Raw genomic sequence first — 23,715 nt, forward strand, 5'->3', positions numbered from 1 at the left:
GGATAGGGGGCCTGGTTTGCGTCGGGAACGGGTGGGGTATGGCTCATGGGCGATCTTCCGGTCTGCTAAGGGGATATGCGGCAGGGCTTATTGATAGCCGCCTTCTTCCTCGCGCTCTTCGGCGGCCTCGGCCTGTGCTTCCTCCAGCGCGTCCGCATCCTGTGCGTCGTCGGGCTGCTCGTTGGGGTTCGGGTCCTGAATCATGGTTCGGTCCTTCCGGGCTTGTACCCTACCAACCCCCCGGCGAGGCCCGCGTTCCCCTACCAGCGGTAGTTGAAGCTCACGCTGATGCGTTCGCCCTTGCCGGCATGGGCCATGACTTCGTGCCGGAGCCAGCTTTCCCAAAGCAGGATCGTGCCTGGTTGCGGGTTCACCTCGACAAAGGTCGAAAGGCTCTCCGGTGCGTCGGCGCGACGCGGCGGCGCGGCCATGAAACGGGCGAGGCGGGGGTCCTCCAGCTTCAGTCCGCCGGCACCTTCGGGCACGGCGACATAGACGGTGCCGGAAACCACGCTGTGCGGGTGGATGTGGCCGGAATGGCCGCCGCCCGGCTTCAGCAGGTTGACCCACAGGCTGTCGAGCTTCAGCCGGCGTCCGCCGAGGTCCATCGCGCACGCCTCGGCAAAGCGGGCGACATGCCGGTCCAGCAGCCGCTTGAGGTCGGCAAAGGCGGGGTCGCGGATCGGCAGGTCGTTGAGCGAGGCATAGCTGGTGTAGCCGCGATAGCGGTGTTCCCGCGACCAGCGCTTGCCGGCGATGTCGTCTTCGGCAAGCGCGCGGACGCTTTCTTCCAGCTCGGCGATCAGGTCGGGCTGGTCGATCTGCTCCTGATAGAGCGGGGTGGTGAAGAGATGGCGGACAGGCATGGTGGTACTCCTAGTCCCGCTGCAGCCGCCGCGCGACCTCGCTCATGAAGCGCGCGTCATCGCCGCGTGCGAGCCACTCGGCCTCGGCCGCGACCGCGCCCAGCATGTCTGACAGGTCCTCGATCTCGTCCTTGGCATAGTTTCCGAGCACATAGCCGGTCACCCGGTCCTTGTGCCCGGGGTGCCCGATGCCGAGCCGGACGCGGCGATAGTCGCTGCCGATGTGCTGGTCGGTCGAGCGCAGGCCGTTGTGGCCGGCAGCACCACCGCCGGTCTTCACCTTCACCTTGAAGGGGACGAGGTCGAGCTCGTCATGGAACAGCGTCACGTCTGCGGGCGTCAGCTTGTAGAAGCGCATCGCCTCGCCCACCGAGCGGCCGCTCTCGTTCATATAGGTGCCGGGCTTGAGCAGCAGCAGCTTCTCGTTGCCGATGCGCCCTTCCTGAACCCAGCCCTGGAACGCCTTCTTCGGCGGGGAAAAGCCGTGCACCGCGCCGATCGCATCGACGGCCATGAAGCCGACGTTGTGGCGCTGCATTGCATGTTGCGGGCCGGGATTGCCCAGGCCAACCCAGAGCTGCATCACTGTCCCCGTGCTTGGGTGTCCAAAAGAACATCGCCCCCGCAACGGGTTGCGGAGGCGATGCTGTCTTTACCGATATCGGAAAGGAAAAGGGCTCAGGCGCCCTCTGCCTCGCCTTCGGTCTGTGTCTCGCCTTCGCTCGACTTCAGCGCCGACGGCGCCACGATCGTAGCAATGGTGAAGTCACGATCCTCGATCGTCGTCTTCGCGCCCGAAGGCAGCGTCACGGACGAGATGTGGATCGAGTCGCCGACCTCGGCGCCCTTCAGGGACACTTCGATCTGGTCCGGAATGCTCGCCGCGTCGACGACCAGTTCCAGCTCATGGCGAACGACGTTCAGCACGCCACCGCGGGTCAGGCCCGGGGCTGCGTCCTCGTCCACGAACACCACCGGCACCTGGACGGTGACGGCCGTGTGCTCGCCGATGCGCAGGAAGTCCACGTGCACCGGCATGTCGGTGACGGGGTCGAAGGTCACGTCCTTGGGCAGCGTGCGGATCGAGGAACCGCCGGCATCGATCATCACGACCGAGTTCATGAAGTGGCCGGTCATCAGCAGGCGCATCAGCTCGCGCCCATTGACGTGGATCGGGGTCGGTTCTTCCTTGTTGCCGTAGATCACGGCGGGCACGCGGCCTTCGCGACGAAGCGAACGGGAGGCTCCCTTGCCAACCCGATCGCGCGTCTCGGCCGACAGCGTAAGCTGGTCGCTCATCACAGTCTCCGTATTGCGCTTGGTTCCAATTTCGCCGACCGGGCCTCCAGGGATGACCCCGGCACGACAAGGGGCGGCGCTTAGGTGAAAGCGCGCCAAAAGGCAAGCGAAGCACGCCCGCGGGAGGGACTCGCTACTTCTTGAGCACGTCCAGGGCGGCGGCCGTCAACGCCTCGGTCGCGGTGCCGATCACCGCTTCCGCATCCGGGGCCCAGGTGGCGCTGTGCAGGGAGGGCAGGCTCGCCTGGCCGGCCTGTGCCGCTGCCCAGCTGTCGCTTTTCACTCCGCCCACCAGGAAGATCATGCTCTGGATGGACTTGTCGGCCAGGTAATAGCGACCGAAGTCCTCGCCGCCCATCGTCGCCGGCACCTCCTGTACCCGCGAGTCGCCGAAGCGGGTTGTGAACAGCGTGCGCAGCCTGCCGGACAGCGGCTCGGTATTGAAGGTGGCCGGGGTATAGCTCTGCTCGACCGTCACGACGGGCATGCGGTCTTCGGGAATGCCGGCGGCGATCGCTTCTCCCCGCGCTACTCGGGCAATGCCGTCGAGCAAGTGTTTCCGCGTCTCGTCGCTGTAGCTGCGCACCGTCAGCAGCAGCTTTGCCTGGTCGGGGATGATGTTGTGCTTGGCGCCTGCCTGGAAGCTGCCGACCGTCACCACGCCTGGCGTCTGCGGATCGAGCTCCCGCGAGACCAGGGTCTGGAGCGCGCCCACGATGCGTGCGGCCAGGACGATCGGGTCCTTGGTGGTGTCCGGAAAGGCGCCGTGCCCGCCGACGCCGCGGACCAGTATGTCGACGGTATCTGCGTTGGCAAAGGCATAGCCGGAACGAACGCCGACGACGCCTGCCGGAAGGGCGGCATTGTCGTGGAAGGCGATGACATAGCCGGGCTTCGGGAAGCGGTTGTAGAGACCGTCCGCAAGCATCGCCTGCGCGCCGAGCCCGACCTCTTCGGCGGGCTGGGCGATCATCACCAAAGTCCCCGACCATTGGCTCTTCATCGCCGCCAGGTTGCGCAGCGCGCCGACCCAGCTGGCCATGTGGGTGTCGTGGCCGCAGGCGTGCATCACGCCGGTTTCGACGCCCTCCGCAGTGGTGGCGCGGACCTTGGACGCGAATGGCAATCCCGTCGCCTCCGTCACGGGCAGGCCGTCCATGTCCGTGCGGATCAGTAACGTGGGCCCGGGACCGTTCCGCAGCACCGCGACCACGCCGGTCCCGCCGACCTTTTCCGTAACGGTGAAGCCGGCCTTGCGCGCTTCGGCAGCCATGCGGGCGGCGGTCTTCACCTCCTGGCGACTGAGTTCGGGCGCGGCGTGGAGCTCACGATAGAGCGTCATCAACTGCGGCATCGCCGCGGTCGTCGCATCGCGGACGGGTTCGGCGGCGGCAGGGGTGGCGGTGGCGAGCAGGGTGGCGGCAAGCAACGGACGCATGACAGTTCCCCGTGTTTGACGACAGCCTGCTACGGGTTCCGCGTGCTTGGCAAGCGGGCGAAGGTCGTACTCAGTCGGTCGGCACCAGCTCGATGACATCCAGGGTGGATTCAAAACGCGGATAAGGGAGGACCAGCCGCCAGCGGCGCTCGTCCACCTTTTCGACCCGCCCGGCCATGTCGCGCGTGGCGTCGCGGCCGTAATCAAGCGGGGCGGCCTCATCGCCGAGCACCAATGTGCCCAGAAAGACGCTGAAGCTCTGGGCCGCCGGCAGGATCAGCCCGACCGGACGTTGCGATCCGCTGAGCTTGTAGAAGCTCAGCACATCCGCCTCGCTATCGATCCGGCAGGCGAAGTTCGGGTAGGCCACATAGCCCGGAGATGCCGCGCGGCCCGTGCCGAGCTTGAACACGCGGCAGCGATAATTCCCGGGCGGTGGCGGTTCGCCGGGAAGTGCATGGTCGGGATCGAACAGCACCCCCTGAGCGGCCACCGCCTTCGCATCGCTCGCCCGTGCCGCTGTCAGGGCCGAGATCCAGGCGGTGCGCCAATTGCGCAGCCGGTCACGGTCGGCGGCGGTCGCCATGGTGCGCCAGTCGGGGGTGGCCGCACGGCTGGCGGCTGCGGCTGTCGGACTGCTCCCGCCGTCCCGGGCGCACCCGCCTGCGAGCAGCGCCCCCGCTATCACCGTCCAACCCCAACCTCGCATGCACACGCCCCTGGCAACTCGAACCGTCAAACCACCACGCTCGCCGCTTCGATCCGGAAGCGCAAGTGCCGTCAGGCGGCAGTCCAGCCGCCGTCCATTGAAATGTTGGCGCCGGTGATCGCCTTGGCGTCTTCGCGGCACAGGTACAGGGTAAAGGCGGCGACCTGCTCCGCAGTGACGAACTCCTTCGTCGGCTGGGCAGCGAGGAGCACGTCGTTCATCACCTGCTCGCGCGTCATGCCGCGCGACGACATGGTGTCGGGGATCTGCTGTTCGACCAGCGGCGTCCAGACATAGCCCGGCGAGATGCAGTTGACGGTGATGCCGTGGGTCGCGGTTTCCAGCGCCACGGTCTTGGTAAGGCCCGCGATCGCATGCTTGGCCATGACATAGGCCGACTTGTTCGGGCTCGCGACCAGCGAATGGGCGGAGGCGGTCGAGATGATCCGGCCCCAGCCGCGCTTCTTCATGTGCGGAACCGCGGCCCGCATCATGTGCCAGGCAGAGGCCATGTTGATCGCGATGATCGCGTTGAACGTGTCGACCGGAAAATCCTCGATCGGCGCGACATGCTGGATGCCGGCGTTGTTCACGATGATGTCGACGGCGCCGAACTCTTCGGCCGTACGGTCGACCATCGCCGCGATCTCGTCGGGCTTGGTCATGTCCGCCGGATCATAGCGGGCTTCGCCGCCGTTCAGGATGGCCAGGTTCGAGCGTTCGCGCTCGATCGCTTCCGCGTCGCCAAAGCCGTTGATGACGATCGTCGCACCCTTGACGGCGAGCGCGCGCGCCATCGCGAGGCCGATGCCGGAAGTGGAGCCGGTAACGATCGCGGTCTTGCCCTTCAGGAACATGGCGGTGCCTTTCGTGGTCAGCGCGGCGCCGGCGGGCTGGCCGGCGTGCGGGTAAGGTCATAGGCGGCAGTCCTGCCGTCCAGGAGATCGGCGGCCACCACCTGCGCATTGGCCATGGTCTGCGCAACCGCGTTCCGCCCGGCATCCCAATGTTCGTGCATGGTGCGTGCCGAAAATTCGAAGTCGCGCGATCCCCCCTCCCAGGCATTGGCGCGGTGGATCAGGTGAACCAGGCTCACCGGCAGTTCCGCGGCGCGCGACGCCAGTGCCCGGACCTCTGGGTCCTCACGCAGCTCGGGGGGGAGCTTGGCCAGCACCTTGCGGATCGCCTCGCGCTCCTGGCGCAGGCGCATGCGCTCGTCGCTGACCTGGCGGGTGCGGCTGGAAAACCGGATTTCCTTCTCGCGCGCCAGCACGTCGGTGAGCGTGCGCGGCCGTTCGGCGGCGGCCGGGAACAGGTCGACCTGGAACACGAGCATCGCCGCATCCTGATGGTCGAGCACATGGGTCAGCGGCGTGTTGGAGACGAGGCCGCCGTCCCAATACCAGCACCCGTCGATCTCGACCGGCGGCAGCCCGGGCGGAAGCGCCCCCGACGCCATGATGTGGCGCGCGTCGATGCGGCGCTCGCGCGTGTCGAAATAGGCGAAGTTGCCGCTCTCGAGGTTCACTGCCCCCACCGACAGTCGCACCGGACCGTGGTTGAGGAGGTCCCAGTCGATGAGCCTGTCCAGCGTCTCGCGCAGCGGTTCGGTATCGTAGAAGCTGAGCGCCTCGGGCGTGCCGGGAAGTGCGAGGACCGGCGGCCACAGCCGCGGCCGGAAGAAGCCGGGTACGCCGGTGCCCAGTACAAAGGCCGCGGACCATTCGTGGACCGCCTCCCGGACGCGATCGTCGGGGTAGAGCGGGAAGCGGGGAAGCGCGCTGCTCGCCTGCTCCCAGAATGCGCGAAGCCGCTCGATCCGCCGCTCCGGCGGATTGCCGGCGATGATCGCCGCGTTGACCGCACCGATCGAGATGCCCGCCACCCAATCGATGCCGATGCCGTTCTCGTCCAGCGCCTCGATCACGCCCGCCTGATAGCTGCCGAGCGCGCCACCGCCTTGTAGGACGAGGGCAACGCAGTCGGGGAGCGGAAGCGCCTGGTGGCTGCGGCGGTGCGGGTTGGGATCGGCGTCGGCCATTACCGGCGAACATGGACCGGACCGGCGCGCGCTTCAACATCGCAGCCGGGATTCGGCGGGGCGGGTGCAACGTCCCGGCGCGCCGCGCATTTAGTTGCGGACCTTCAACGAACGAGGATGGCGCGATGCGTCTCGACGATCTGGATCCCACACGGAACGCGCGCGACCTGGGCAGCGGTGGCGGCGGCGGTGGTGGCTTCGGCCTGCTGGGGCTGTTGCCGCTGCTGCTGGGGCGCGGGCGCATGGGATGCGGCAGCTTCGCCATCCTCGCCGTCATCGTGGTCGGCTACCTCTTGATGAGCGGTGGCGGCGGCATCCTGGGCGGCGGTGGCGGACAGGGCGTGCAGCAAGGCCGGGTCGCGAGCAGCGGCAACAACGTCGCCTGCGATACGGAGGCGGAGCTGTTCTCCTGCCGGGTCATGACCTCGACCGAGCAGACCTGGGGCAGGATTTTCCAGGAACAGGGAGCAACCTATCGCCCGGCCACGATCAACTTCTACCAGCGGAATGCGCAGTCGGGCTGCGGCGCCGCGCAATCGGCGATGGGGCCCTTCTACTGCCCGCCGGACCAGGGCGTGTACCTCGACACCAGCTTCTTCCGGGAGCTGGAGCAGCGCTTCGGCGCGGCGGGTGACTTTGCCCAGGCCTATGTCATCGCGCATGAGGTTGGGCACCATATCCAGAACCTGACCGGCACTGCCGCAAAGGTGACGGCCATCCAGCAGCGCGCCAGCCAGGCAGAGGGCAATGCCGCCTCGGTGCGGCTGGAACTGCAGGCCGATTGCTATGCCGGCGTCTGGGCGGCGCGGAACCGCGACCGGATCGAGCCGGGCGACATCGAGGAAGGCCTGCGCGCTGCCGAGGCGATCGGCGACGACACGCTGCAACAACAGTCGCAGGGCCGCGTCGTGCCGGAGAGCTTCACCCACGGCACCTCTGCCCAGCGCATGAAGTGGTTGCGCATCGGGCTGGAATCGGGTGATCCCGCGAAATGCGACACTTTCTCCGGAGCGATCTGACCCAATGAGCGTGGCCTTTCGACGTGAGGGAGACGACGAGCACAAGGAGCCGAAATTCGAGCTGCCGCTGCCGCCGGGCCCCAATCTGGTCACTCGCCGCGGTCTCGCGAAGATCGAGGCGGAGGTCACGCGCCTGGAAGCCGCGCTCGCCGCGGAGACCGACGAGGAGAAGCGGACGGCCCTGAAGCGCGACCTGCGCTATTGGCACGCGCGCTTTTCGACCGCGAACATCGCGCCGCCGCCGCCCGAGGGGGAGGTGGCGTTCGGATCCTGCGTCACCTTCCGGCTGAACGGCCAGACGCGCACGGTGTCGCTGGTGGGCAGTGACGAGGCGGAACCTGCAGCGGGGCTGATCCCCTTTACCGCGCCGCTGGCGGTGGCGATGACGGGTGCCGAAGTGGGCGAGCTTCTCGACTTTGGCGGAAAGGCGGGTGCGATTGAGGTGCTCGATACCCGCCCGATCGCGGAGGCGGAGTCCTGAGTACGCGACCGCGCATCCTGGTCGATGCCGACGCGTGCCCGGTGAAGGACGAGGTCTATCGCGTCGCCGAGCGAGTGGGTGCCCAGGTCACCATCGTCAGCAACGCCTGGCTGCGCGTCCCGCCAGGCGTGGAGCGGATCGTCGTGGACAGCGGCTTTGATGCTGCGGATGACTGGATCGCCGAGCACGCGGATGTGCGATCGGTGGTGGTGACTGCCGATATCCTGCTGGCGGACCGCGCGCTCAAGGCCGGGGCTAGCGTGATCGCACCCAATGGCAAGCCGTTCACCACCGCCTCGATCGGCAGCGCCATCGCGGTGCGGGCGATCATGGCGGACCTGCGCGCAGGCGGCGACCAGATCGGCGGTCCGCCGCCCTTTTCAAAGGCGGACCGCTCGCGCTTCCTTCAGGCGCTCGACACGTTGCTGGTGCGACTGACGCGGACGGGGTAGCGGGACGGTAAGGAGAACCAACATGGCCGAACGTTTCGAACGCCATCGCCAGCCCTGGCGTCCCGATGAGATCCAGAAGCTGCACACCCTGGCCAAGAAGGGAATGCCGCTGAAATCGATCGCCAAGGCGCTCACCCGCAGCGAGGAATCGGTGAAACAGCGCGCCAAGGAAGACGGCCTGTCGATCTCGAAGCTGCACTGAGGGAGACCGGGGGCCCCGGCGGCGTTGTCTCTGCATTCCCGATCAGAAGGAGCAGAGCATGAAGGCGATGGTTGTGGGCACCCCGCGCGGGCTGGACCGGTTGCGGATCGAGGACCGGCCCGATCCCGGGCATCCGGGGCCTGGCGAAATCCGCGTGGCGGTGCACGGTAGTTCGCTCAATTTCCATGATTATGGCGTCGTCAGCGGCATCATGCCCTGTGGCGACGGCCGTATTCCCCTGGCGGACGGCGGCGGCGTCGTCGAGGCAGTCGGCGAAGGCGTGCACGAGTTCGCCGTGGGCGACGCCGTCGTCTCCTGCTTCTTTCCGGCTTGGCAGGCCGGGCCGCCGATCATCGGGGACTTCAGCGGCACGCCAGGCGACGGCATCGACGGTTTCGCGCAGGAATATGTGGTGCGGCCGGCAACCGCCTTCACCCGCGCGCCCAAAGGCTATGATGCGGTAGAGGCCGCCACGATCACCACCGCGGGCCTCACCGCATGGCGTGCGCTGGTCGTGGACGGCCAGCTGAAGGCGGGGGACACGGTCCTGCTGCTCGGCACAGGCGGCGTGTCGATCTGGGCGTTGCAGATCGCCAAGGCGATGGGCGCCCGGGTGGCGATCACGTCGTCCTCGGACGAGAAGCTGGAGCGCGCGCGCGCTCTGGGCGCCGACTTCACGCTCAACTATCGGTCCGAAGCCAATTGGGGCCGCGCGATTCGCGATTGGACCGGCGGCATCGGCGTTGACCATGTCGTGGAGGTCGGCGGACCCGGAACGCTCGCCGAGTCGATCGAGGCGGTGCGGGTCGGTGGCCATATCTCGCTGATCGGCGTGTTGACCGGTGTCGGCGGCGAGGTGCCGACCGCAGCGCTGATGGGCCGTCAGGCGCGGTTGCAGGGGCTGATCGTCGGCAGCCGTGCGGACCAGCAGGCGTTCGTCGCGGCGCTTGAGGCGACCGGCATCCGCCCGGTGGTCGATCGCCGCTTCGGTCTGGAACAGCTTGCCGACGCGTTCCGCTACGAGGAAAGCGGCAGCCATTTCGGCAAGATCGGTGTCGAATGGTGATCGCGGCCTGAAGAACGGCCACGTTCCACCAGCAAGCGTCCCAAAGAAGATGGGCCCGGACCGATGGTCCGGGCCCAGTCCGTAGGTGCCGCCAGGCAGGGGAAGCCCGGCAGCGCTCAGGGGGTTCAGCGGAAGGTTGAACCGCCCTGAGTCGAACTACCACCGGTCTGACCGCCGCCGGCGGGAGTACCCGTCGTCGACGTTCCGCCCGTGTTGGCAGTCGAGCCCGTAGTGCCCGGCGTGCCGGCGCCCGCGGTGCTGCTCGTCGCAGTGCCGCTCGTGGCCGTGCTGCCGCCGGTCGAGGCGTTGCCGGAATAGGAACTGTGGCGGTCGTCACCGAACATCGCCTGGTTCCGTTCCTCGTCGCGCCAGTGGTTCTTGGCTTCATCCGCGGTCTTACGGATCTTCACCTTGTCATCGACGGTCTCGATCCAGCGTGACGGGATCGAGTGATGGCGACCGTGCGCGTCGACGTCGTTCTTGGTCAGCAGGATGCGATCGCCGCGGACCTTGTCCACCGTCCCGACATGCTTGCCGTCGGAGCCGACCACTTCCATGTGCTCCTGCACGCGGCTCAGCGCGCTTCGCTGGCCCTGGCGCTCGGTGCGCCAGCTGCTGAACTCGTTGTGGAACCTGCTCGCGTTCTCCTGGCGATATTCGTCATAATCGCGGTCGAACTCGGCAAGCTGCGCACTGCGCCAGCTGCCATAATGCGGGTCCTGGCCATAACGGCCTTCCCGAGCTTCGCGCCGCTCGTCGTATCGCTGGTCGAGTTCGCGGCGGCGCTCCGCCTCCTCATCGCCGAACCACGAGCGGACCTCGTCGCCGGCGCGATCCAGGAAGCCGCGTTCGTCATATTCATAACCCTGCGGCTGGCCGCGGAAGCGGCGGTCGTCCCGGTCGTCGCGGTAGCGGGACTGCGAGGCATAGCGGTCTTCGCGGTAGCGTTCGCCATAGCCGCGGTCCTGCCCGCCACGATCGGCATGACTGCGGTCACCATAGCCACGCTCGCCGTAGCTGGAGCCCGCACCATAGCCACGCGGGCGATAGTCGCCGCGGCCTTCGCGGTCGCCGGAATAGCGGTTATCCCGCTCCCAGCTGCTGCGCTCGTCGCGATCTACGTCGTTGAAGCGATGGCCGTCGCTGGCATAGCTGCCGCGATAGGCTTCCGCGCCGCGGTCGCGGTAGCGGCCGCCGCCGTAGTTCTCGCTGCCGCGGGAGCCATAGTCCCGGTTGCCGTAGTTCTCGCGGGCACCAAAGTCGCGGCTGCGATAGCTTTCGCGGCCATAACCGCCGCGCCCACGCCCGCGATATCCGTCTTCACCGGCGGCGGCATAGTCTCTTGCGCTCGAATAGGTGTAGTCGCGGCCGGAGCCAAAATCTTGGCCGTAATCACCCGCGGACTCGCCTCCTCGGGGATAGCGTTCATACGCCATGGATCGTCTCCTGAAACGTCATCCTGCGGTGCCGCGTCTCGTGGCGCAGCTTCCGGGGAATATAACCGGTCAGGAAATCCCAAGTTCCGACAGTCCGACGCGCCGTCGCCGCCATTCGGCGCAGTGGCACCTCCCGCGAATTGCGGTGGCGGGCAGTTGCATCGCCCATGCAGCCGAGTTAAGGGAGCGACCCCGGCGCTGCCGGGGACGGGGCGGGGCTGTAGCTCAGATGGGAGAGCGCTGCAATCGCACTGCAGAGGTCAGGGGTTCGATTCCCCTCAGCTCCACCACCCCACATTCCAGCATTTCAGCCACTGGCGACATGCTGACCTCCATGACCAGCTGACAAGCCGGCGCTTCTGGGACCGCACCGGGACCGCAAATGCACGGTCGTGTACCGCTTCATCTCTGACCAGTAATCTTCAACCGCCTCGACCAACTCACTGAGATAGTCGGGCCGCAGGTGCCGGTAGTTCCGCTTGTTCGTGCCCTCGCCGATGTGCCCAGCTGCCGCCTCGATCTGCGCCTCGGGAACGCCGCGCGCGTGCATTTCGGTAATGATTGTGTGGCGTAGTGTGTTCGGCGTGCCGCGGCCGCGCAGCTTCGGTCGGGGCTCCGTCTCACCCAGCTTCCGACGGGGCGGCAGGCAGGCTGGCTTGCCTCGCGCGTCGAGCACCGGTCGGCTGATCCCGGCCTCCACCAAGCAGGCGTCGAAGGCGTTGCCCAGGTCGTAGCAGTCGCGCTCAAAGAACTCCGGCACAGCTGGATCCGCCCACTTCGCCGGCGCCAGCTCTGCCCGGTACTTGATGACCTTGCCGGTGATCCCCTGCAGCCACGGCGCCAGGGTCGGCGCGATCGGTACGATCGACCGACGCTTGGACGTTTGGTCACGATCCGGATCTAGGAAGAAGATCAGCCCACGGTCGATCTGGTGATCGTGCAGGTCCAGAATCGCCTCGCTGCGGCCGCAGGTGCTGAGCGCGATGAGCGAATAGAGGAACACGTGGTGCCGCTCCGGCCGGCTCCAGGCGGCTTCCAACAGCGCCGCGACCTGCTCCATAGAATAGGTCAGGTCGCGCGGTTTCGCCTTCTCCTTCGCCTCGACGTCCTTCACGAACGGAGCGGCCTCGATCAGCTCCTCGCGCCAAGCCCAGTTCAGCGCACCACGGAGCGCGGCCAGGTCGCGGCTGATCGTGTGGCCGCCGACACCTTCGCCCTTTCTGAAGGCAATGAAGCGATCGACGAACGTCTTGTTGACGTCTGCGACCGTCACCCCGCCGGTGACGTGGCCGAGGCGCTGCTCACGATCGAAAAAGCGGAGCAGGTGCTGCACCGAGATGGCATAGCGCGCGCTATCAGCCTTCGTAGCCACATGATCCCGCATCCAGCCGGTCAGCAGCTCCGGTACCATCGCCTGCGCCTTCGGCTGGGGCTCGGCCGGCTTGCTCGCCTCCAGGTAGTGGCGCGCTAGCGCTTCCCGCGCTGCCTCGGGCGGCTCAGTGCTGCCGCCTCCTCCAATGCCTGTCTTGCGGCGGCGCCGTGTACGAGCGGCGGGATCGTACCAGCAGATGCTCCAGTCATCCCGCTCGGCTCGGTATTCGAGCCAGTAGGAGCCGAGTTGGACGCGCTCAGCGCTTTGGGCCTTTTGTCGCGCCATGTGGAGACGAGCTCCTTCCTGCGTTCGTCGGTGAGAATGGAATAGGCGGGGGACTCCACCAGAGCGCGCACGACGTCCGGCGCGAGGTGCGCCCTGGTGCCGTTCCGGGCCGCCCGCTCGAGCTGATCTGTCAGCTCATGGAAGGGCAGGGTCATTGATCCCTCCCGTGCAGATCGTGGGCAGAGGAGATCTCGCCGGCGCGGCGCCCTGTGCTTCCGCCAGGCGATCCGCCTCGTAGGTCGCGTTACGCGCCTTGTTGGCTGCGACTTCCCCGGCTGGAATCTTGCGCGGCGTGCGACCCATCTGAAGGGCCAAGCTGATGCCCAGCCATTGCAGCTCGAAGAACTTGGCTGGCCCTTCGCTCTCGTCCGAGAAATCCACCTCCCGCGTGTCGAGGCGGAAGACGTTGCTGGTGCCCCAGTCATACCAAGGCTCCAGCCAGGGCACGTCACGGCGGACGGTGCGGAGCAGCTTGTCCATTCCGAGCTGCACGCCGGCTTGATTGCGCTTGTTGTCGATCACGCCGCGCCTCCCGAGTTGTCGACCGCCAGGAACAGGACGCGCCACTCATCCCAGAGCCGTGCCACTTCCTGCGCGGCCCTCATGCGCGCGGTGCGCTCAGGTGGAGAGATCGCGCTTGGGCGACGGGCGTCGGCAGCGTAGCGCCGGTGAAGCGCGAGCGCCGCTTCGTCGAAGGCTCGCCACGCGACGTCGGTCGACGAGTTCTCTACTGCGAGCCGGATCATGCCGCCGGCTCCTGCGTCGCCGGCACCGGTCGCTTGCCGCGGACCTCCAGCGCGAAGGTGAGTAGTTTCTCGGTGTTCTCGAACCAGCCGTGGCTTGCCCAGGACGAGCACGAAACCACCTTGCCGTTCGGCATCTGCACAAAGTTGCCGATGTCCCCTGGCTCGCTGACGCCGTCATTGACGCCAGCGGCGGTAACAGGGCGGACATCTCCGTCGACGCAGAGCGCCCAGCCGATCAACGGCACAGCTTCTACAGACCATTCGTCCGTGTCGTCTCCACCCGTGAAGACATGAAGGAAGCTGGTTCCCGTCTCTGAGGGGATCAGCTGGACAGGTGTCGCGCCAAACCGCTCCCAGGTCATCAGGTCCATGTTCGTGGTGCCGTCCGCCTGCCGAAGCTGGACCATCTCCACGCCGTGCCGGTTCTCGACCGGCACGGCGCTGACGACCTGGTGCAACGGGATGAAGCATTGGTGATTATAGACGCCGGTCATGAGCGGAGCTCCGGATTAATCGTCTCGAAGGGGCTAGGCGACCGCTGGGCCCCGGCGATCAGACGCTGAAGCTTCCGAGCCAGTCGGTCGCACAGCGCCCGCGTCTTTGCCGGTGTCCTGGTCTCGACGCTGGTCGAGCTGAGAAGAGCGATCATCGACAGCATGGAGTCGATGACCTCTCCGCTGCGCACGAAGGCCGTGCGCGGCTGGCCAGGCTCGTCGACGATCGACACCGTCATGATCGCCTGCATGAGCGCCTCGGTGAAGCGTGCCTGATAGGCGTGGTCGACCTCGCTCATGCCGCTTCGCTCCGAGCAGGTCCCTGAGCGAAGCCGAGTGCACGTGCCTCAGCGAGGACCTTGGCCGCGAGGTCTTCTTCAGCCTCGTGGCCCTCTTCCGCGATTTGAGCGATCAGCAGCAGCTTCGCCATCATGTCGTCTGCAGTGACGGCTGGAGTGTCGATCAGGCGACACTCCACCTCCATCAGTTGCTGGCCGATTAACGCGCCTTCTTCGTCGGTGAGGCTCGGCTCATTCAGCCCTTTAAGCACCGTGTTCCGTTCATCGAGAATGCTGCGGAGGCCGGCTGCTTTGGCTTCCGGGCGTGGCAGTTTCACCAGGTCCGGCGTGTCCGCTGCTGCGGGCCGCATCCGCGGAGTCGGCGCCGGCTGGCCGTCAGTGCCATGAGACGCAAGGTCGACACCTCCCAACTTCGCCAAGTCATCGATCGCGTGCCACATCAGCCGGGGGTACCAGTCGGCAGATTGCAGCCCTTCGACGAAGTCGGGGTGCTTCGGGTCGGTCATGGCTCGATCGGACCACGCTTCCCCAACGATGCCTTGAAAAGCGCGGCGCAGCTTAGCGAGCACTCCCTCGACGGTGGTCGCCTGCGTCGCGATTACGAGGTCTTCGAGAGCCGCCGTCCGCGCATCAGCCGCAGCGTCGTCCTCCGGTAGATCGTGACCCGGTCCGGAAGCCAGCCACAGTTCGGTGCCCCGTCTGAACTCCGCAAACGCGGAGAGAAGGTCGGCGTCGCGCTGAAGGAACGCGCCCAAGCGCCCGAACCGACGCGCGTCGGATGCAAGAACTTCGGCCGTCCGCTCACCACAGCGTGCCCAATCCTGCTCCTCTGCCATAAGCTGGAGCTTGACCGCGAGCTCGGCCGGGCCGGGGGCAGGAGCGCGGTAGAGCTGATCTCGCGCGTCGCAGTATCCCCACGCAAGGTAGCTATCGTGCGCCTCTACCTGTCCGAGCGCGTCAATATCGTTCTGAACCGCGTCCGTCGGTGTGCCGGCGTCAAGGAGGGCGATCGCTTGCTCGTAGCGCTTGACCACCGGGGTGTAGACTTCAGCCTCGTACCGGCGGTACTCCGCGCGCGCTTCCTCAACGCCAGCCCAAAGCCGCTGCCAGTGTGCCAGCGCGCCGCCCATGAAGCGTTCACGAACCACCGCTCCATCAAGCAAGTCGCCTGCATGGCGCTTGATCTCGTCGACCAGGGCTTCGCCACCGTGAGGCACGATATCTTCCACGCCGAGCATTGCAGTGCTGCACAGCATATGCACCGCGAGGATGAAGCCGTTCTGATCGGGCGGGGTGAGTCTTGCGAGCTCCACTGCGGCGCGGGCAGCGGCCTTGGTGAGCGGGAGGTAAGCCTGCCAGTTCGGCTCTTTGCGGAGCTCTGCCCCTGCGTCCGCGAAAAGGGGCTCGATATGCTCGTCCCAGTGGGCGTCACGGGCAGCGATCGCAGCCTCAGCCTTAGCAAGCGCGGCGTCCCAAGCAGCGAGGTCGAGCGACTGCGCCTGTCCAGCCAGCTCGTCGAGCGTCTGCTCGCCCGCTCCAGTCGAAGTGCCGCCGAATGCCCGGTTGACCGCGGTTAGGGCGGCCGTCGGCGCGCGGGACGATGTCTGCGCGGCCGGAAAGGCGATGTCCTTGAATTGCGTTGCCATGATGATCTCCATCAGATGCCGCCACGTCGTCGCGGCCGACGGAGTATGGATAGTCGGAGATATCCGACTAGTCAACGCAAAGTAGGAAACTTCCGATATTAGTCGGGCCATTCCTCATCAGGATACCATCCGCAGTCGTAATCCGCTCCTGAAGCGCGGTGTTCCGGTTCTTTAGCCTTTTTGGGCGGAAGCACAGGCACCTCTCCGTTGAACGCTGCACGGATCACCGCGCCGTGGCCGGTGAGTTCCTGGAAGACGCACTGCACCTCGTGGCCGGCCTTCATCAGGCCGCTGATGAAAGGCGCTCGCTCGGCTGTGAGATAGCCGATCTGGACCCCGCGGCAGCTGAATACCGCGATGGCGTTCTCGTCCTTCGGGTTCTTCGGTTCCGGAACGAGTTGAACGGGCTCGCCAGGTGCACACATCGCCAGTTCAAACCGGCGTGTGGGGCCCCGCTTGTTCGGATGCGCGGCTCCGACCACGGCTAAGCTGAGAGCGGGGCGGGGCACACCTAGACCGATGTTCTTACGGTTTCCCGTAGATACGCCGTCTAGCCTCAGCGACGATGATCGTCCGGTTGTCCATTAGGTCAAATCGAGCGCGGGACGCCCTCAGCGCACTTTGGACATCAGTGGTTTCATCGACGAGTTTGCGAAGGGTGGCGAGACCTTCCATATAGGCGTCCGAATTGCCTGTGCCGATAACTTGCGACAACGACTGGGTTGCCGCCACATGTGCCGCGATAGCCTGGCGAGCTTCCCTGCGCCCGGCTTTGATGCCTTCAGCGTCTAATACGCTGTCCGCCAGACCGGTTACGCTGGCATCAACGACAGCACCAGTAGCTACGAATTCCTGCACGGCTGCCAGGTACTGCTGCTGAAGCGCTGCTTCTTGATTAAGTCGTGCGGTGAACATGTACGTGAACAGGGCAGCCAGAAACCCGCCGAGAATGGCGGTTGCCAAGCCGCCAATCGCGAGTTTCAAATATCGCTTGGCCCGTTCTGGCGTCAGCCACGGGGTAGGAGGCGCAGCGCTAGCCATGGCCGCTATTTGCTCCCTTTGCCCTCAAACTTCAAGGTTGCCCTGGTGCTGACGTAGGCATCCCCCCTGGCCCGACGGGCGAGGTTTGCCTGCTGTTCTATGCGAGCCTCTCCCAGCGCGGCTTTAATCGCATTCACATCCTCCTCTACCGCCTTTTCTATGGCGTTATCATGGCCGCCGACATGCTTGAGGCGCACGGTCACACGGTTGTCGCCAACCTGCTTTGAATCGCACGCGCTAAGAGCGAACAATGCCATGAGGGAGAGTGCGAATGGCGACACGGAGCGGACAAAAACCTCCCCGGGCGACTGTATATCTATCTTCAACTCCGCAGCGCGCTCATCTGGGAGCTTCTCAAGCCCTAACTCGGCAAAGCTCTCCGGCCGAGTTTCTCCTCGCTCGATAGAATCCCGAAGGACGTCGAACGCGTTTAGCCAAGTGGCTAGGACTGCATGATCCTCCGCCGTAAAGCGATTCTTCGTGGTCCGGAACTCGGCCACAAAGCGTCCCTTATAGACAAAGTTGCTGTAGGCTAAGCGGTATACTGACTCTTTCTCAGTCTCGCCTAATGTGAAAACTGCGGCACGAGTATGCAGCGCGGCGATGAGGTCCTCGTCAAGAAGAAGTTTAGGAAGGCCAATTCGCCAAGCTACGGGGCGGCCGTAAAATCCTCCTGTAAACTCACCATCCTTAGCCTCAACTCTTCGGATATCGCCGGCCTCCGTGAGGAACTCGCCAATGAGTACATTTTCGCGGTAACCCTCCGCAGGCACAACCACCAAATCTCCCTTGGCAGCCTCGTGCCAGAGGCGTTTCAGGAACGTCAGTACCCCGCGGTCTTGAGCTCCGATGCCTTCGGCGCTCTGAGGTTTGTTTCCACGTTCTCGACTCGCGAGTTCTCGCTCCCATCGATCAGCGGCAATTAGGGGAAGCAGATCCTCATCGCGCCACGTAGATGGCGCACCCTCGAGGCCATCTAAACCTCGAACATCCGGGAAGACCGTATGGGCGTCACGCACGGCTTTATAGAACCGGTGTGTTTTTCCGGCAGATGCCTTCCACACCCGGTGAGATTCAGCGATGACGTAGGCATCTAGCTCAACTTCGATTGGTTTCGACCCGTCAATAAGCTCACCGAAGTCGTCCATTTGCCTCTATCCCCTTCGTTGGAAGCAATGGCTATCGCTGACAGTTGTTTAGAGTCAATTCAGGTACGCGCGGTTGCGCTCAGAACTTTTTCAAACGCCAGATTATAAGCGCTTTAGAGGCGCTTCCCAACGAAGACGACGCGCGCCACGATATTCACAAAATCGATCGGCTCCTCGTCCGGCGCTACGGCCGGATTGTCCGAAAAGATCTGGTACCGGTCGCCTTTCACCCGCAAGCGCTTGATCGCCGCGATGTCGCCGATCGTGTAGGCCCAGATAGCGTCCTGCTCCTTCACCTCCCGCTGAGACCGGTCCAGTAGCACCAAGTCGCCGTCGTCGATGGTTGGAAGCATCGAGTCACCCCGGCCCCGCGTCCAGGTCAGCAACTCGGCAGGCGAAAGCGTGATCGTCTCCACCCACTGCTGCGGGAACTGAAGCACCTCCACTTCCACCGGGCTGTCCGCGAATGTCGCGCCGAGGCCAAAGGCAAGGTCGATGTGCTGAATGCCTACGGTGTGCACGTCGCCAGTTGAGGGGCCGTGATCTTCCGGGTGCTTTCCGGCGGTCCGAGCCTCACTCGGGGCATACAGGTCTGCTTCGCTCCTTCCGACCTCCCGCAGGAGCTTGCGGAGGGTGTCGGAACGGGGGCTGATGGGCTGGTTCTTGAGGTTCGTGAAGAAACCCCGATTGACCCCAGCCCGCACGGCCCAATCAGTCTCAGCCAAGCCCTCGGGCTTGATCGACATGAGGGCGTCGTAAAGTGCCCGACCCCTCAGATCTTCCATTTCGGCCATGTAGGACGTCTCCCACAGGGGTTGAGACGCAGGTAGCCTGAAGTTTCCAACTTGATCCGTCGGAAACATCCGACTATATCGGATTGATGCACACGACGCTGGCGAGCGACGCGGACATTCTCGCACGGATTGAGCAATTCTGCCGGGATAAGGAGGTGCCAACAACGACCTTCGGTCGGCGCGCCATCGGAGACGGCAACCTCGTGTCAGAACTGCGCGCTGGTAAGCGGTCTTTGACCCTCAAGACGGCCAACCGGATCATCTCCTTTATGGCTGACTTTGGTGCCGAGGCTCGCGCAGCATGATCCGCTCCGCCGTCCGCCGCTGGCTCGGCATTCCAGATCCTCTGGCCGGTGCTCCCTTCGCCGCTGATCAGGAAGGTCTCCTCCGTCAGATCGCCGAGGTCGCGGGGAGGCTTGCGGCACAACGGGATGTTTTTGCCCCCCGCGTCGTCGCAGTCACGGATTGGCCAGATGCCCGCGAAGCTGCTTCTCGATGCTCGTCCAAAGGGACTCGTGATGCGCAAGGCTGATCTGCGTGAAATGAGCGAGCTCTTCGGAGGGCGTGTTGTTGCTGAGGTAGGCGCCTTCAAGCGCTTGGTGCGACTCCTCAGCCACCCGCTTGCAGTTTTCGAGCGCGTTAGGGTGCGACCGGAGGAAATTCGCCCACAGGTTTTCCAACGCGAAACGATACGCAATGACTTCCGCGCGCAGCTCAAAAAGCTGGTCCATTCTTCTCTCCGTGCTGGTCTCGACAACCGCACGATAGCCGGACGGGGGGCGGCGTCCAGCCGCCTCCCGGACGGGCTGCTTTGATGGAAAGCCTGGGACCCATGGCAATTGCGCTCAAGCCGCCGGCCCGGTCGGATGGCCGCCCCTTAGTCATTCACCGGCACCGTGCCCCGCACCACGTCGACAATGTCGTCGAGGATGTAGAGCGCGGGCCCGTGCAGGGTCATCGAGTTCAGATCCTGCAGGCGGTCAAGGAAGTGGTGGGCGACGTCATTGCCCAGATCCTCCCGCATCATCGTGTCGACGAGCGCGGCAACCATGTTGCCGACCGCGAGAGCCGTGACCTGGTTCTGCCGACGAGCTTTTCGATCCTTCACCATACATACGGAGTTACGGCATGAACGCGCCGCACTTCCACGCCCGCCGCCGTACGTTTTCCGCGTCTCGCGCGGTTGAGGTGCAGGGCTCCGTGCTGACGGACATCAAGAACGACGACGCCGCGACCTGGAAGGATATCGGCGAGGTGCTCGGCAAGTCCGAGGACCGGGGCGCGGTATACGGCGCCGGTACGTCGCCGATGGACTTGCCGACCTTCCTCCGCGGCTGCCGAGAGTGGAAAGGCCGGTTCGCTGACCCGCTCCTGGCACTCGTCGGCGGGCGTTGGGCTGACGCGGGTTCCGTCTGCACTGGTGACGAAGCCTCTGCCTCGCTGACGCTATCTCAACTGCTGCCGGCGATCATCGCTGCCGAGCTGGATGGCGAGACCACCGTCGCGGAGATCGAGCCGCAGGAGGTTCTGATCCGCCGCGTTCATCGAATCACCGGCATGTGGCTGGACATGATCGCCGCCGAGCACGCGAGGCGTCTGGCATGAGCGCGGGACCGGGAAGGGGCCGCATCGACGATGCTGATTTCCGGCGCCTCGTCGACGAGGCGAAGGAGCGGCACAATATCAGCGATGTCGTGCGCCGGCGGACGAAGGTGGTGCGCGCGGACCGCGAACTGGTCGCGCTGTGTCTCTTCCACAAGGAACGCACGCCCTCGATGCGGCTCAACGACGCGAAGGGCATCTATCACTGCTTCGGTTGCGGTGCGTCCGGCGACATCGTGAAGCTGGTTCGGGAAACCGAAGGCCTTGGTTTCATGGAGGCAATGCGCTGGCTGGGTGCGGCTGGACTGCCTGCCGTCGATCCAGCTGCGCGTATCCAGGCAGCCGAGGAGGATGCGCGGGAACGTCAGCGGGCGATTGACCGCGCTCGGGACGTCTGGGCGTCAGCGGTGCCGGCTGCGGGAACACCAGCGGAGGTTTACGCCCGCTCGCGCGGCATCGTCATGCCGCTGCCATCCTCCATCCGCTTCGCACAGACCCCGGCCTGGTACGACGATGACGAGGGAAGCTGTGGCCCCGACCTGCCCGCACTGGTGGGCGCGGTGACGGATCGCACCGGCGTCATCGGCCTACAGCGGATCTTCCTCTCGAAGGGCGGACGGGCAAAGGCGGCGATGCAGAAGCCGAAGCGCAGCCTGGGTCGCATCAAGGGTGGTGCGCTGAAGCTCGGGAGCGGGCAGGGGCCTGCGTCCGCCGAGGTCATCGTAACCGAGGGCCCCGAGGATGGGCTCAGCCTCGCGCAGGAAATTCCCGACCGCGAGGTCTGGGTAACGCTCGGCACGGCGATGATGCCGTTCGTCGAGTATCCGCTCGCCACTCGGTCGGTGTGCATCGCTGGACAGAACGATCCCGCCGGCCGTGCGGCTGTAGCAAAGGCGATCCCCGGCATCACGCAGCGGGGTTTTGCAGTCCGGACGATCTGGCCGCGCGAGGGGTTCAAGGACTGGAACGATCAGCTGCGGGGGATCCGGGCATGACCGGCGCGTTTGATCAGCAGTTCGCCGCGGCCGATACGGTCAGCCCCCTGCACAATGCGGATGCGGAGATCGGCCTTCTCGGAGATCTGATCGACGATCCCCGCCGCATCGACCTGACCGTCGACGGCGGTCTTCGCCCCGCGGACTTCTCTGTCCCGCTCTACGGGCAGATTTACGCCCGCATGCTGGAGATGTCTGCAGCCGGTGCCGCGATCGACGCGACGACGCTCGGGCCCTTCTTCGCGACCGAGGAAGAATGGCCACGCGCTCGGGCGGTTCTAGCCGCGGCCGCGATGAATTCCGGGTCGCTATCCCGCACCAGGAGCTATTTCGACCAGATCCGCATGCTGTCGCAGCGGCGGCGCATGACGGCCGGCCTTCAGGATGTCGTCACGTCGGCGCGGAACCTTGACGTCACTCGCGAGGAGTTGCTGGCGCAGGCAGACGAAGCAGTCGCCGAGATGGCCGACCAGGTCGTCACCCAACAGGATACCGTCGGAGCCTATGCGCAGGTCGTGATCGACAGCTTCGGCAAGCCGATCGTCGGCGTTCGCTGCGGGATCATCGGTTCGCTCGACGACAAGATGGGCGTGCTGCGGCCGACGAATATGGTCGTGGTGGGTGGCCGCCCCGGTATGGGCAAGACGTCGGCGGTCACTTCGTACTCGATCGGGGCCGCCATGCGCGGGCACGGCGTGCTCATCTTCTCTCTGGAGATGAGCGCCGACGAACTGACGCGGCGGATGCTGGCAGACATGTGCTGCTCCGTGGATGGGAGCGTGCCCTATGAGGCGGTCCGCGACGGCACGGTGAGCCAGGCCGACATGCCAGCGGTACTCGCGGCGAAGAAGCGGCTGGACGCGATCCCTCTCGAAATCAACGAGACGGGTGGGCTCACCTTGGCCAAGCTTGTGCGCCAGGCTCGATCCCACAAGCGCCGCCTGGCTGCGAAGGGGCAGCGGCTGGAGCTGGTTGTGGTCGATTACCTCCAGCTCATGGCGCACAGCCGCAAGGGCATGTCCCCGTACGAGCATGCTTCGGAGGTCAGCACCGGACTGAAGGCTTTCGCCAAGGCCGAGGGTCTGACCGTGATGGCGGTCGCGCAGCTAAGCCGTGACCTTGAACGGCGCCCCGACAAGCGGCCGATGCCGTCCGATCTGCGCGACAGCGGCCAGATCGAGCAGGACGCCGACGTGATCCTCTTCGTCTACCGCGAGGAAGAGTACCTCCGCCGGGCGGAACCGGAGGACCAGTTCGGCCCCAAGTACGAGGCATGGCGCACCGACATGGACGCCGTGCGCAACAAGATCGAGTTCATCGTCGCGAAGCGCAGGAGCGGCCCCACGGGCAAGGCCATGGGCTGGTTCTTCGGTGCGAACGCCGCCGTCCGCGGCAGTGACTTCTACCAATTGGAGGGCCGGTGATGGCGCGCATACGCTCGGTACACCCTGGTCTATGGACCGATGAGCGGTTCGTCTCGCTGACGCTCCCCGCTCGCTTGTTGTTCATCGGCTTGTGGAATGAATGCGACGATCAAGGATCGTTCGAATGGTCTCCCATCAAGCTTAAGATGCGGCTCCTGCCGGCTGACAACGCCGACACGACTGAGCTGCTCGCCGAGCTCGAGGGCGGTCAGATGGTCATGAAGTACGAAGCGGGCGGCCGGCAGTACGGGGCAGTTCGGAACTTCTGCCAGTATCAGCGGCCGAAAAAGCCGAACTCGGTCCACCCACAGACGGATGAAGTTCGGGAATGGGTGCGCACTGTGGCGCGATCAATCCGTGATGGTGGGGAAGGAGAGGGGGCCTCAGAGCAGGGCGATGGGGAACCTAAGGCCCGCGCAACCCCGTCGAGTGGGGAAGTGGTGGGGAACCAGTTACCCACCGGTGGGGAAAAGCGCCGCCAGAGGAAGGAGGAAGGAGGGAGAAGTAGTTCCGTAGCTAACGCTACGGGCGCTTCGGCGCCGCCGGATGATCCTGTGAAGGCGCTAATCGACACCGGGATTGCGCTGCTGGTCTCGACCGGGACACCCCCGGCCAGAGCCCGCTCGATGATCGGCAAGTGGCGGAAGGACCAGGGCGACGCGCCAACACTCGCTGCGATCGTAGCTGCTCGGGACGCCGGTATCACCCAGCCTGTCGAGTGGATCACAGCACGCTTCCGATCAGCCGGCGAGCAGGAGGACGAAGCCCTCGCGATCAGCCGGGCGACTGCTGAGCGATATCGGAGGATGGAAATGGCGGGACCGCCGCGAGCTGCTGGAGGAGAGCGATGATGAGCGAGG

Annotated in this window: 30 protein-coding genes and 1 tRNA gene; 11 read left to right on the forward strand and 20 right to left on the reverse strand. The window is 65.5% G+C overall.

Annotated elements, in window-relative coordinates; translation table 11 throughout:
- Nucleotides 1-260 precede the first annotated feature (260 nt).
- The 7 genes from QP045_RS13135 to QP045_RS13165 all read right to left on the reverse strand — a co-directional run bounded on the left by QP045_RS13135 (nt 261) and on the right by QP045_RS13165 (nt 6,353).
- Nucleotides 261-866 carry a TIGR02466 family protein gene (locus QP045_RS13135; RefSeq protein ID WP_422515443.1) on the reverse strand — a complete coding sequence of 202 codons (606 nt, stop codon included), beginning with the start codon at nt 864-866 and terminating at the stop codon, nt 261-263.
- Nucleotides 867-876: 10 nt separating this feature from the next.
- Complete coding sequence (gene pth, locus QP045_RS13140; protein ID WP_422515444.1) at nt 877-1,449, reverse strand: aminoacyl-tRNA hydrolase; 573 nt, start codon at nt 1,447-1,449, stop codon at nt 877-879.
- A 95-nt stretch (nt 1,450-1,544) separates the two neighbouring features.
- A complete protein-coding gene (locus QP045_RS13145) occupies nt 1,545-2,165 on the reverse strand; it encodes a 50S ribosomal protein L25/general stress protein Ctc (protein WP_422515445.1) in 621 nt (206 codons plus the stop codon).
- Between the two features lie 133 nt (nt 2,166-2,298).
- A complete protein-coding gene (locus tag QP045_RS13150) occupies nt 2,299-3,603 on the reverse strand; it encodes an amidohydrolase (RefSeq protein ID WP_422515446.1) in 1,305 nt (434 codons plus the stop codon).
- Between the two features lie 70 nt (nt 3,604-3,673).
- Complete coding sequence (locus QP045_RS13155; protein ID WP_422515447.1) at nt 3,674-4,189, reverse strand: DUF4893 domain-containing protein; 516 nt, start codon at nt 4,187-4,189, stop codon at nt 3,674-3,676.
- Between the two features lie 194 nt (nt 4,190-4,383).
- Nucleotides 4,384-5,169 (reverse strand): 3-hydroxybutyrate dehydrogenase, encoded by a 786-nt coding sequence (locus QP045_RS13160; protein ID WP_422515448.1) that lies wholly within the window; start codon nt 5,167-5,169, stop codon nt 4,384-4,386.
- 17 nt (nt 5,170-5,186) lie between these two features.
- Nucleotides 5,187-6,353, reverse strand: coding sequence for a patatin-like phospholipase family protein (locus QP045_RS13165; protein ID WP_422515449.1), 1,167 nt, complete (start codon nt 6,351-6,353; stop codon nt 5,187-5,189).
- Nucleotides 6,354-6,478: 125 nt separating this feature from the next.
- Between QP045_RS13165 and QP045_RS13170 the strand changes: the two genes are divergently transcribed.
- The 5 genes from QP045_RS13170 to QP045_RS13190 are packed head-to-tail and all read left to right on the forward strand — an operon-like array spanning nt 6,479 to nt 9,573.
- Entirely contained in the window at nt 6,479-7,372 is an 894-nt protein-coding gene (locus QP045_RS13170) for a neutral zinc metallopeptidase (RefSeq protein WP_422515450.1), read from the forward strand.
- 4 nt (nt 7,373-7,376) lie between these two features.
- Nucleotides 7,377-7,853 carry a GreA/GreB family elongation factor gene (locus QP045_RS13175; protein WP_422515451.1) on the forward strand — a complete coding sequence of 159 codons (477 nt, stop codon included), beginning with the start codon at nt 7,377-7,379 and terminating at the stop codon, nt 7,851-7,853.
- On the forward strand, nt 7,850-8,305 hold the full coding sequence (locus QP045_RS13180) for a YaiI/YqxD family protein (protein ID WP_422515567.1): 456 nt from the start codon (nt 7,850-7,852) through the stop codon (nt 8,303-8,305). Before QP045_RS13175 ends, QP045_RS13180 begins: the two co-directional genes overlap by 4 nt.
- A gap of 22 nt (nt 8,306-8,327) precedes the next feature.
- Nucleotides 8,328-8,507, forward strand: a complete 180-nt coding sequence (locus QP045_RS13185) for a hypothetical protein (protein WP_422515452.1) — start codon at nt 8,328-8,330, stop codon at nt 8,505-8,507.
- Between the two features lie 58 nt (nt 8,508-8,565).
- Nucleotides 8,566-9,573 (forward strand): zinc-dependent alcohol dehydrogenase family protein, encoded by a 1,008-nt coding sequence (locus QP045_RS13190; RefSeq protein WP_422515453.1) that lies wholly within the window; start codon nt 8,566-8,568, stop codon nt 9,571-9,573.
- Between the two features lie 125 nt (nt 9,574-9,698).
- On the opposite strand, the gene QP045_RS13195 is transcribed toward QP045_RS13190, so the two are convergent.
- Nucleotides 9,699-11,009 carry a DUF2171 domain-containing protein gene (locus QP045_RS13195; protein ID WP_422515454.1) on the reverse strand — a complete coding sequence of 437 codons (1,311 nt, stop codon included), beginning with the start codon at nt 11,007-11,009 and terminating at the stop codon, nt 9,699-9,701.
- Between the two features lie 214 nt (nt 11,010-11,223).
- Between QP045_RS13195 and QP045_RS13200 the strand changes: the two genes are divergently transcribed.
- Nucleotides 11,224-11,299: transfer RNA gene (locus tag QP045_RS13200), tRNA-Ala, on the forward strand.
- A 17-nt stretch (nt 11,300-11,316) separates the two neighbouring features.
- Here QP045_RS13200 and QP045_RS13205 read toward each other — a convergent pair.
- The 10 genes from QP045_RS13205 to QP045_RS13250 form a co-directional block, all read right to left on the reverse strand.
- Complete coding sequence (locus QP045_RS13205) at nt 11,317-12,666, reverse strand: tyrosine-type recombinase/integrase (protein WP_422515455.1); 1,350 nt, start codon at nt 12,664-12,666, stop codon at nt 11,317-11,319.
- 135 nt (nt 12,667-12,801) lie between these two features.
- On the reverse strand, nt 12,802-13,188 hold the full coding sequence (locus QP045_RS13210; RefSeq protein WP_422515456.1) for a hypothetical protein: 387 nt from the start codon (nt 13,186-13,188) through the stop codon (nt 12,802-12,804).
- A complete protein-coding gene (locus tag QP045_RS13215; protein WP_422515457.1) occupies nt 13,185-13,412 on the reverse strand; it encodes a hypothetical protein in 228 nt (75 codons plus the stop codon). The genes QP045_RS13210 and QP045_RS13215 overlap by 4 nt, the downstream gene beginning before the upstream one ends.
- The gene (locus QP045_RS13220; RefSeq protein WP_422515458.1) at nt 13,409-13,906 is read right to left on the reverse strand and encodes a hypothetical protein; all 498 of its coding nucleotides are present in this window, start codon (nt 13,904-13,906) and stop codon (nt 13,409-13,411) included. The genes QP045_RS13215 and QP045_RS13220 overlap by 4 nt, the downstream gene beginning before the upstream one ends.
- Nucleotides 13,903-14,205 (reverse strand): hypothetical protein, encoded by a 303-nt coding sequence (locus QP045_RS13225; protein WP_422515459.1) that lies wholly within the window; start codon nt 14,203-14,205, stop codon nt 13,903-13,905. The genes QP045_RS13220 and QP045_RS13225 overlap by 4 nt, the downstream gene beginning before the upstream one ends.
- Entirely contained in the window at nt 14,202-15,863 is a 1,662-nt protein-coding gene (locus QP045_RS13230) for a hypothetical protein (protein WP_422515460.1), read from the reverse strand. Before QP045_RS13230 ends, QP045_RS13225 begins: the two co-directional genes overlap by 4 nt.
- 86 nt (nt 15,864-15,949) lie before the next feature.
- Nucleotides 15,950-16,276 (reverse strand): HIRAN domain-containing protein, encoded by a 327-nt coding sequence (locus QP045_RS13235; protein ID WP_422515461.1) that lies wholly within the window; start codon nt 16,274-16,276, stop codon nt 15,950-15,952.
- A 100-nt stretch (nt 16,277-16,376) separates the two neighbouring features.
- Entirely contained in the window at nt 16,377-16,892 is a 516-nt protein-coding gene (locus QP045_RS13240) for a hypothetical protein (protein WP_422515462.1), read from the reverse strand.
- A gap of 5 nt (nt 16,893-16,897) precedes the next feature.
- Entirely contained in the window at nt 16,898-18,040 is a 1,143-nt protein-coding gene (locus QP045_RS13245; protein ID WP_422515463.1) for a hypothetical protein, read from the reverse strand.
- Between the two features lie 113 nt (nt 18,041-18,153).
- A complete protein-coding gene (locus QP045_RS13250; protein ID WP_422515464.1) occupies nt 18,154-18,834 on the reverse strand; it encodes a S24 family peptidase in 681 nt (226 codons plus the stop codon).
- Between the two features lie 86 nt (nt 18,835-18,920).
- Here QP045_RS13250 and QP045_RS13255 point away from each other — a divergent pair, with 86 nt between their 5' ends.
- Entirely contained in the window at nt 18,921-19,139 is a 219-nt protein-coding gene (locus QP045_RS13255) for a hypothetical protein (protein ID WP_422515465.1), read from the forward strand.
- Between the two features lie 153 nt (nt 19,140-19,292).
- On the opposite strand, the gene QP045_RS13260 is transcribed toward QP045_RS13255, so the two are convergent.
- Both QP045_RS13260 and QP045_RS13265 read right to left on the reverse strand, forming a co-directional pair.
- The gene (locus tag QP045_RS13260; protein WP_422515466.1) at nt 19,293-19,565 is read right to left on the reverse strand and encodes a hypothetical protein; all 273 of its coding nucleotides are present in this window, start codon (nt 19,563-19,565) and stop codon (nt 19,293-19,295) included.
- A 146-nt stretch (nt 19,566-19,711) separates the two neighbouring features.
- Nucleotides 19,712-19,945, reverse strand: a complete 234-nt coding sequence (locus QP045_RS13265) for a hypothetical protein (RefSeq protein ID WP_422515467.1) — start codon at nt 19,943-19,945, stop codon at nt 19,712-19,714.
- Between the two features lie 89 nt (nt 19,946-20,034).
- On the opposite strand from QP045_RS13265, the gene QP045_RS13270 reads away from it, so the two are divergent.
- From QP045_RS13270 to QP045_RS13285, 4 genes are read left to right on the forward strand one after another with little or no spacing between them, the layout of a single operon-like run.
- Nucleotides 20,035-20,439 (forward strand): hypothetical protein, encoded by a 405-nt coding sequence (locus QP045_RS13270; protein ID WP_422515468.1) that lies wholly within the window; start codon nt 20,035-20,037, stop codon nt 20,437-20,439.
- Nucleotides 20,436-21,431, forward strand: a complete 996-nt coding sequence (locus QP045_RS13275) for a DUF7146 domain-containing protein (RefSeq protein ID WP_422515469.1) — start codon at nt 20,436-20,438, stop codon at nt 21,429-21,431. Before QP045_RS13270 ends, QP045_RS13275 begins: the two co-directional genes overlap by 4 nt.
- A complete protein-coding gene (locus tag QP045_RS13280; RefSeq protein ID WP_422515470.1) occupies nt 21,428-22,855 on the forward strand; it encodes a replicative DNA helicase in 1,428 nt (475 codons plus the stop codon). The genes QP045_RS13275 and QP045_RS13280 overlap by 4 nt, the downstream gene beginning before the upstream one ends.
- Complete coding sequence (locus QP045_RS13285; RefSeq protein ID WP_422515471.1) at nt 22,855-23,706, forward strand: hypothetical protein; 852 nt, start codon at nt 22,855-22,857, stop codon at nt 23,704-23,706. Before QP045_RS13280 ends, QP045_RS13285 begins: the two co-directional genes overlap by 1 nt.
- Nucleotides 23,707-23,715 lie beyond the last annotated feature (9 nt).

The sequence above is a fragment of the Sphingomonas sp. 3-13AW genome, assembly GCF_049311085.1.
Lineage (GTDB): Bacteria > Pseudomonadota > Alphaproteobacteria > Sphingomonadales > Sphingomonadaceae > Sphingomonas.

Bases quoted from the DNA above. Each gene is read 5' to 3' on its own strand.
- QP045_RS13155 (WP_422515447.1), bottom strand. From the start codon at position 4,189: ATGGCGACCGCCGCCGACCGTGACCGGCTGCGCAATTGGCGCACCGCC.
- QP045_RS13230 (WP_422515460.1), bottom strand. From the start codon at position 15,863: ATGGAGATCATCATGGCAACGCAATTCAAGGACATCGCCTTTCCGGCC.
- QP045_RS13265 (WP_422515467.1), bottom strand. From the start codon at position 19,945: ATGGTGAAGGATCGAAAAGCTCGTCGGCAGAACCAGGTCACGGCTCTC.
- QP045_RS13245 (WP_422515463.1), bottom strand. From the start codon at position 18,040: ATGGACGACTTCGGTGAGCTTATTGACGGGTCGAAACCAATCGAAGTT.
- QP045_RS13215 (WP_422515457.1), bottom strand. From the start codon at position 13,412: ATGATCCGGCTCGCAGTAGAGAACTCGTCGACCGACGTCGCGTGGCGA.
- QP045_RS13255 (WP_422515465.1), top strand. From the start codon at position 18,921: ATGCACACGACGCTGGCGAGCGACGCGGACATTCTCGCACGGATTGAG.
- QP045_RS13165 (WP_422515449.1), bottom strand. From the start codon at position 6,353: ATGGCCGACGCCGATCCCAACCCGCACCGCCGCAGCCACCAGGCGCTT.
- QP045_RS13250 (WP_422515464.1), bottom strand. From the start codon at position 18,834: ATGGCCGAAATGGAAGATCTGAGGGGTCGGGCACTTTACGACGCCCTC.
- QP045_RS13160 (WP_422515448.1), bottom strand. From the start codon at position 5,169: ATGTTCCTGAAGGGCAAGACCGCGATCGTTACCGGCTCCACTTCCGGC.
- pth (WP_422515444.1), bottom strand. From the start codon at position 1,449: ATGCAGCTCTGGGTTGGCCTGGGCAATCCCGGCCCGCAACATGCAATG.
- QP045_RS13260 (WP_422515466.1), bottom strand. From the start codon at position 19,565: ATGGACCAGCTTTTTGAGCTGCGCGCGGAAGTCATTGCGTATCGTTTC.
- QP045_RS13185 (WP_422515452.1), top strand. From the start codon at position 8,328: ATGGCCGAACGTTTCGAACGCCATCGCCAGCCCTGGCGTCCCGATGAG.
- QP045_RS13175 (WP_422515451.1), top strand. From the start codon at position 7,377: ATGAGCGTGGCCTTTCGACGTGAGGGAGACGACGAGCACAAGGAGCCG.
- QP045_RS13280 (WP_422515470.1), top strand. From the start codon at position 21,428: ATGACCGGCGCGTTTGATCAGCAGTTCGCCGCGGCCGATACGGTCAGC.
- QP045_RS13150 (WP_422515446.1), bottom strand. From the start codon at position 3,603: ATGCGTCCGTTGCTTGCCGCCACCCTGCTCGCCACCGCCACCCCTGCC.
- QP045_RS13195 (WP_422515454.1), bottom strand. From the start codon at position 11,009: ATGGCGTATGAACGCTATCCCCGAGGAGGCGAGTCCGCGGGTGATTAC.
- QP045_RS13205 (WP_422515455.1), bottom strand. From the start codon at position 12,666: ATGGCGCGACAAAAGGCCCAAAGCGCTGAGCGCGTCCAACTCGGCTCC.
- QP045_RS13135 (WP_422515443.1), bottom strand. From the start codon at position 866: ATGCCTGTCCGCCATCTCTTCACCACCCCGCTCTATCAGGAGCAGATC.
- QP045_RS13285 (WP_422515471.1), top strand. From the start codon at position 22,855: ATGGCGCGCATACGCTCGGTACACCCTGGTCTATGGACCGATGAGCGG.
- QP045_RS13275 (WP_422515469.1), top strand. From the start codon at position 20,436: ATGAGCGCGGGACCGGGAAGGGGCCGCATCGACGATGCTGATTTCCGG.
- QP045_RS13240 (WP_422515462.1), bottom strand. From the start codon at position 16,892: ATGGCTAGCGCTGCGCCTCCTACCCCGTGGCTGACGCCAGAACGGGCC.
- QP045_RS13170 (WP_422515450.1), top strand. From the start codon at position 6,479: ATGCGTCTCGACGATCTGGATCCCACACGGAACGCGCGCGACCTGGGC.
- QP045_RS13220 (WP_422515458.1), bottom strand. From the start codon at position 13,906: ATGACCGGCGTCTATAATCACCAATGCTTCATCCCGTTGCACCAGGTC.
- QP045_RS13145 (WP_422515445.1), bottom strand. From the start codon at position 2,165: ATGAGCGACCAGCTTACGCTGTCGGCCGAGACGCGCGATCGGGTTGGC.
- QP045_RS13235 (WP_422515461.1), bottom strand. From the start codon at position 16,276: ATGTGTGCACCTGGCGAGCCCGTTCAACTCGTTCCGGAACCGAAGAAC.
- QP045_RS13190 (WP_422515453.1), top strand. From the start codon at position 8,566: ATGAAGGCGATGGTTGTGGGCACCCCGCGCGGGCTGGACCGGTTGCGG.
- QP045_RS13225 (WP_422515459.1), bottom strand. From the start codon at position 14,205: ATGAGCGAGGTCGACCACGCCTATCAGGCACGCTTCACCGAGGCGCTC.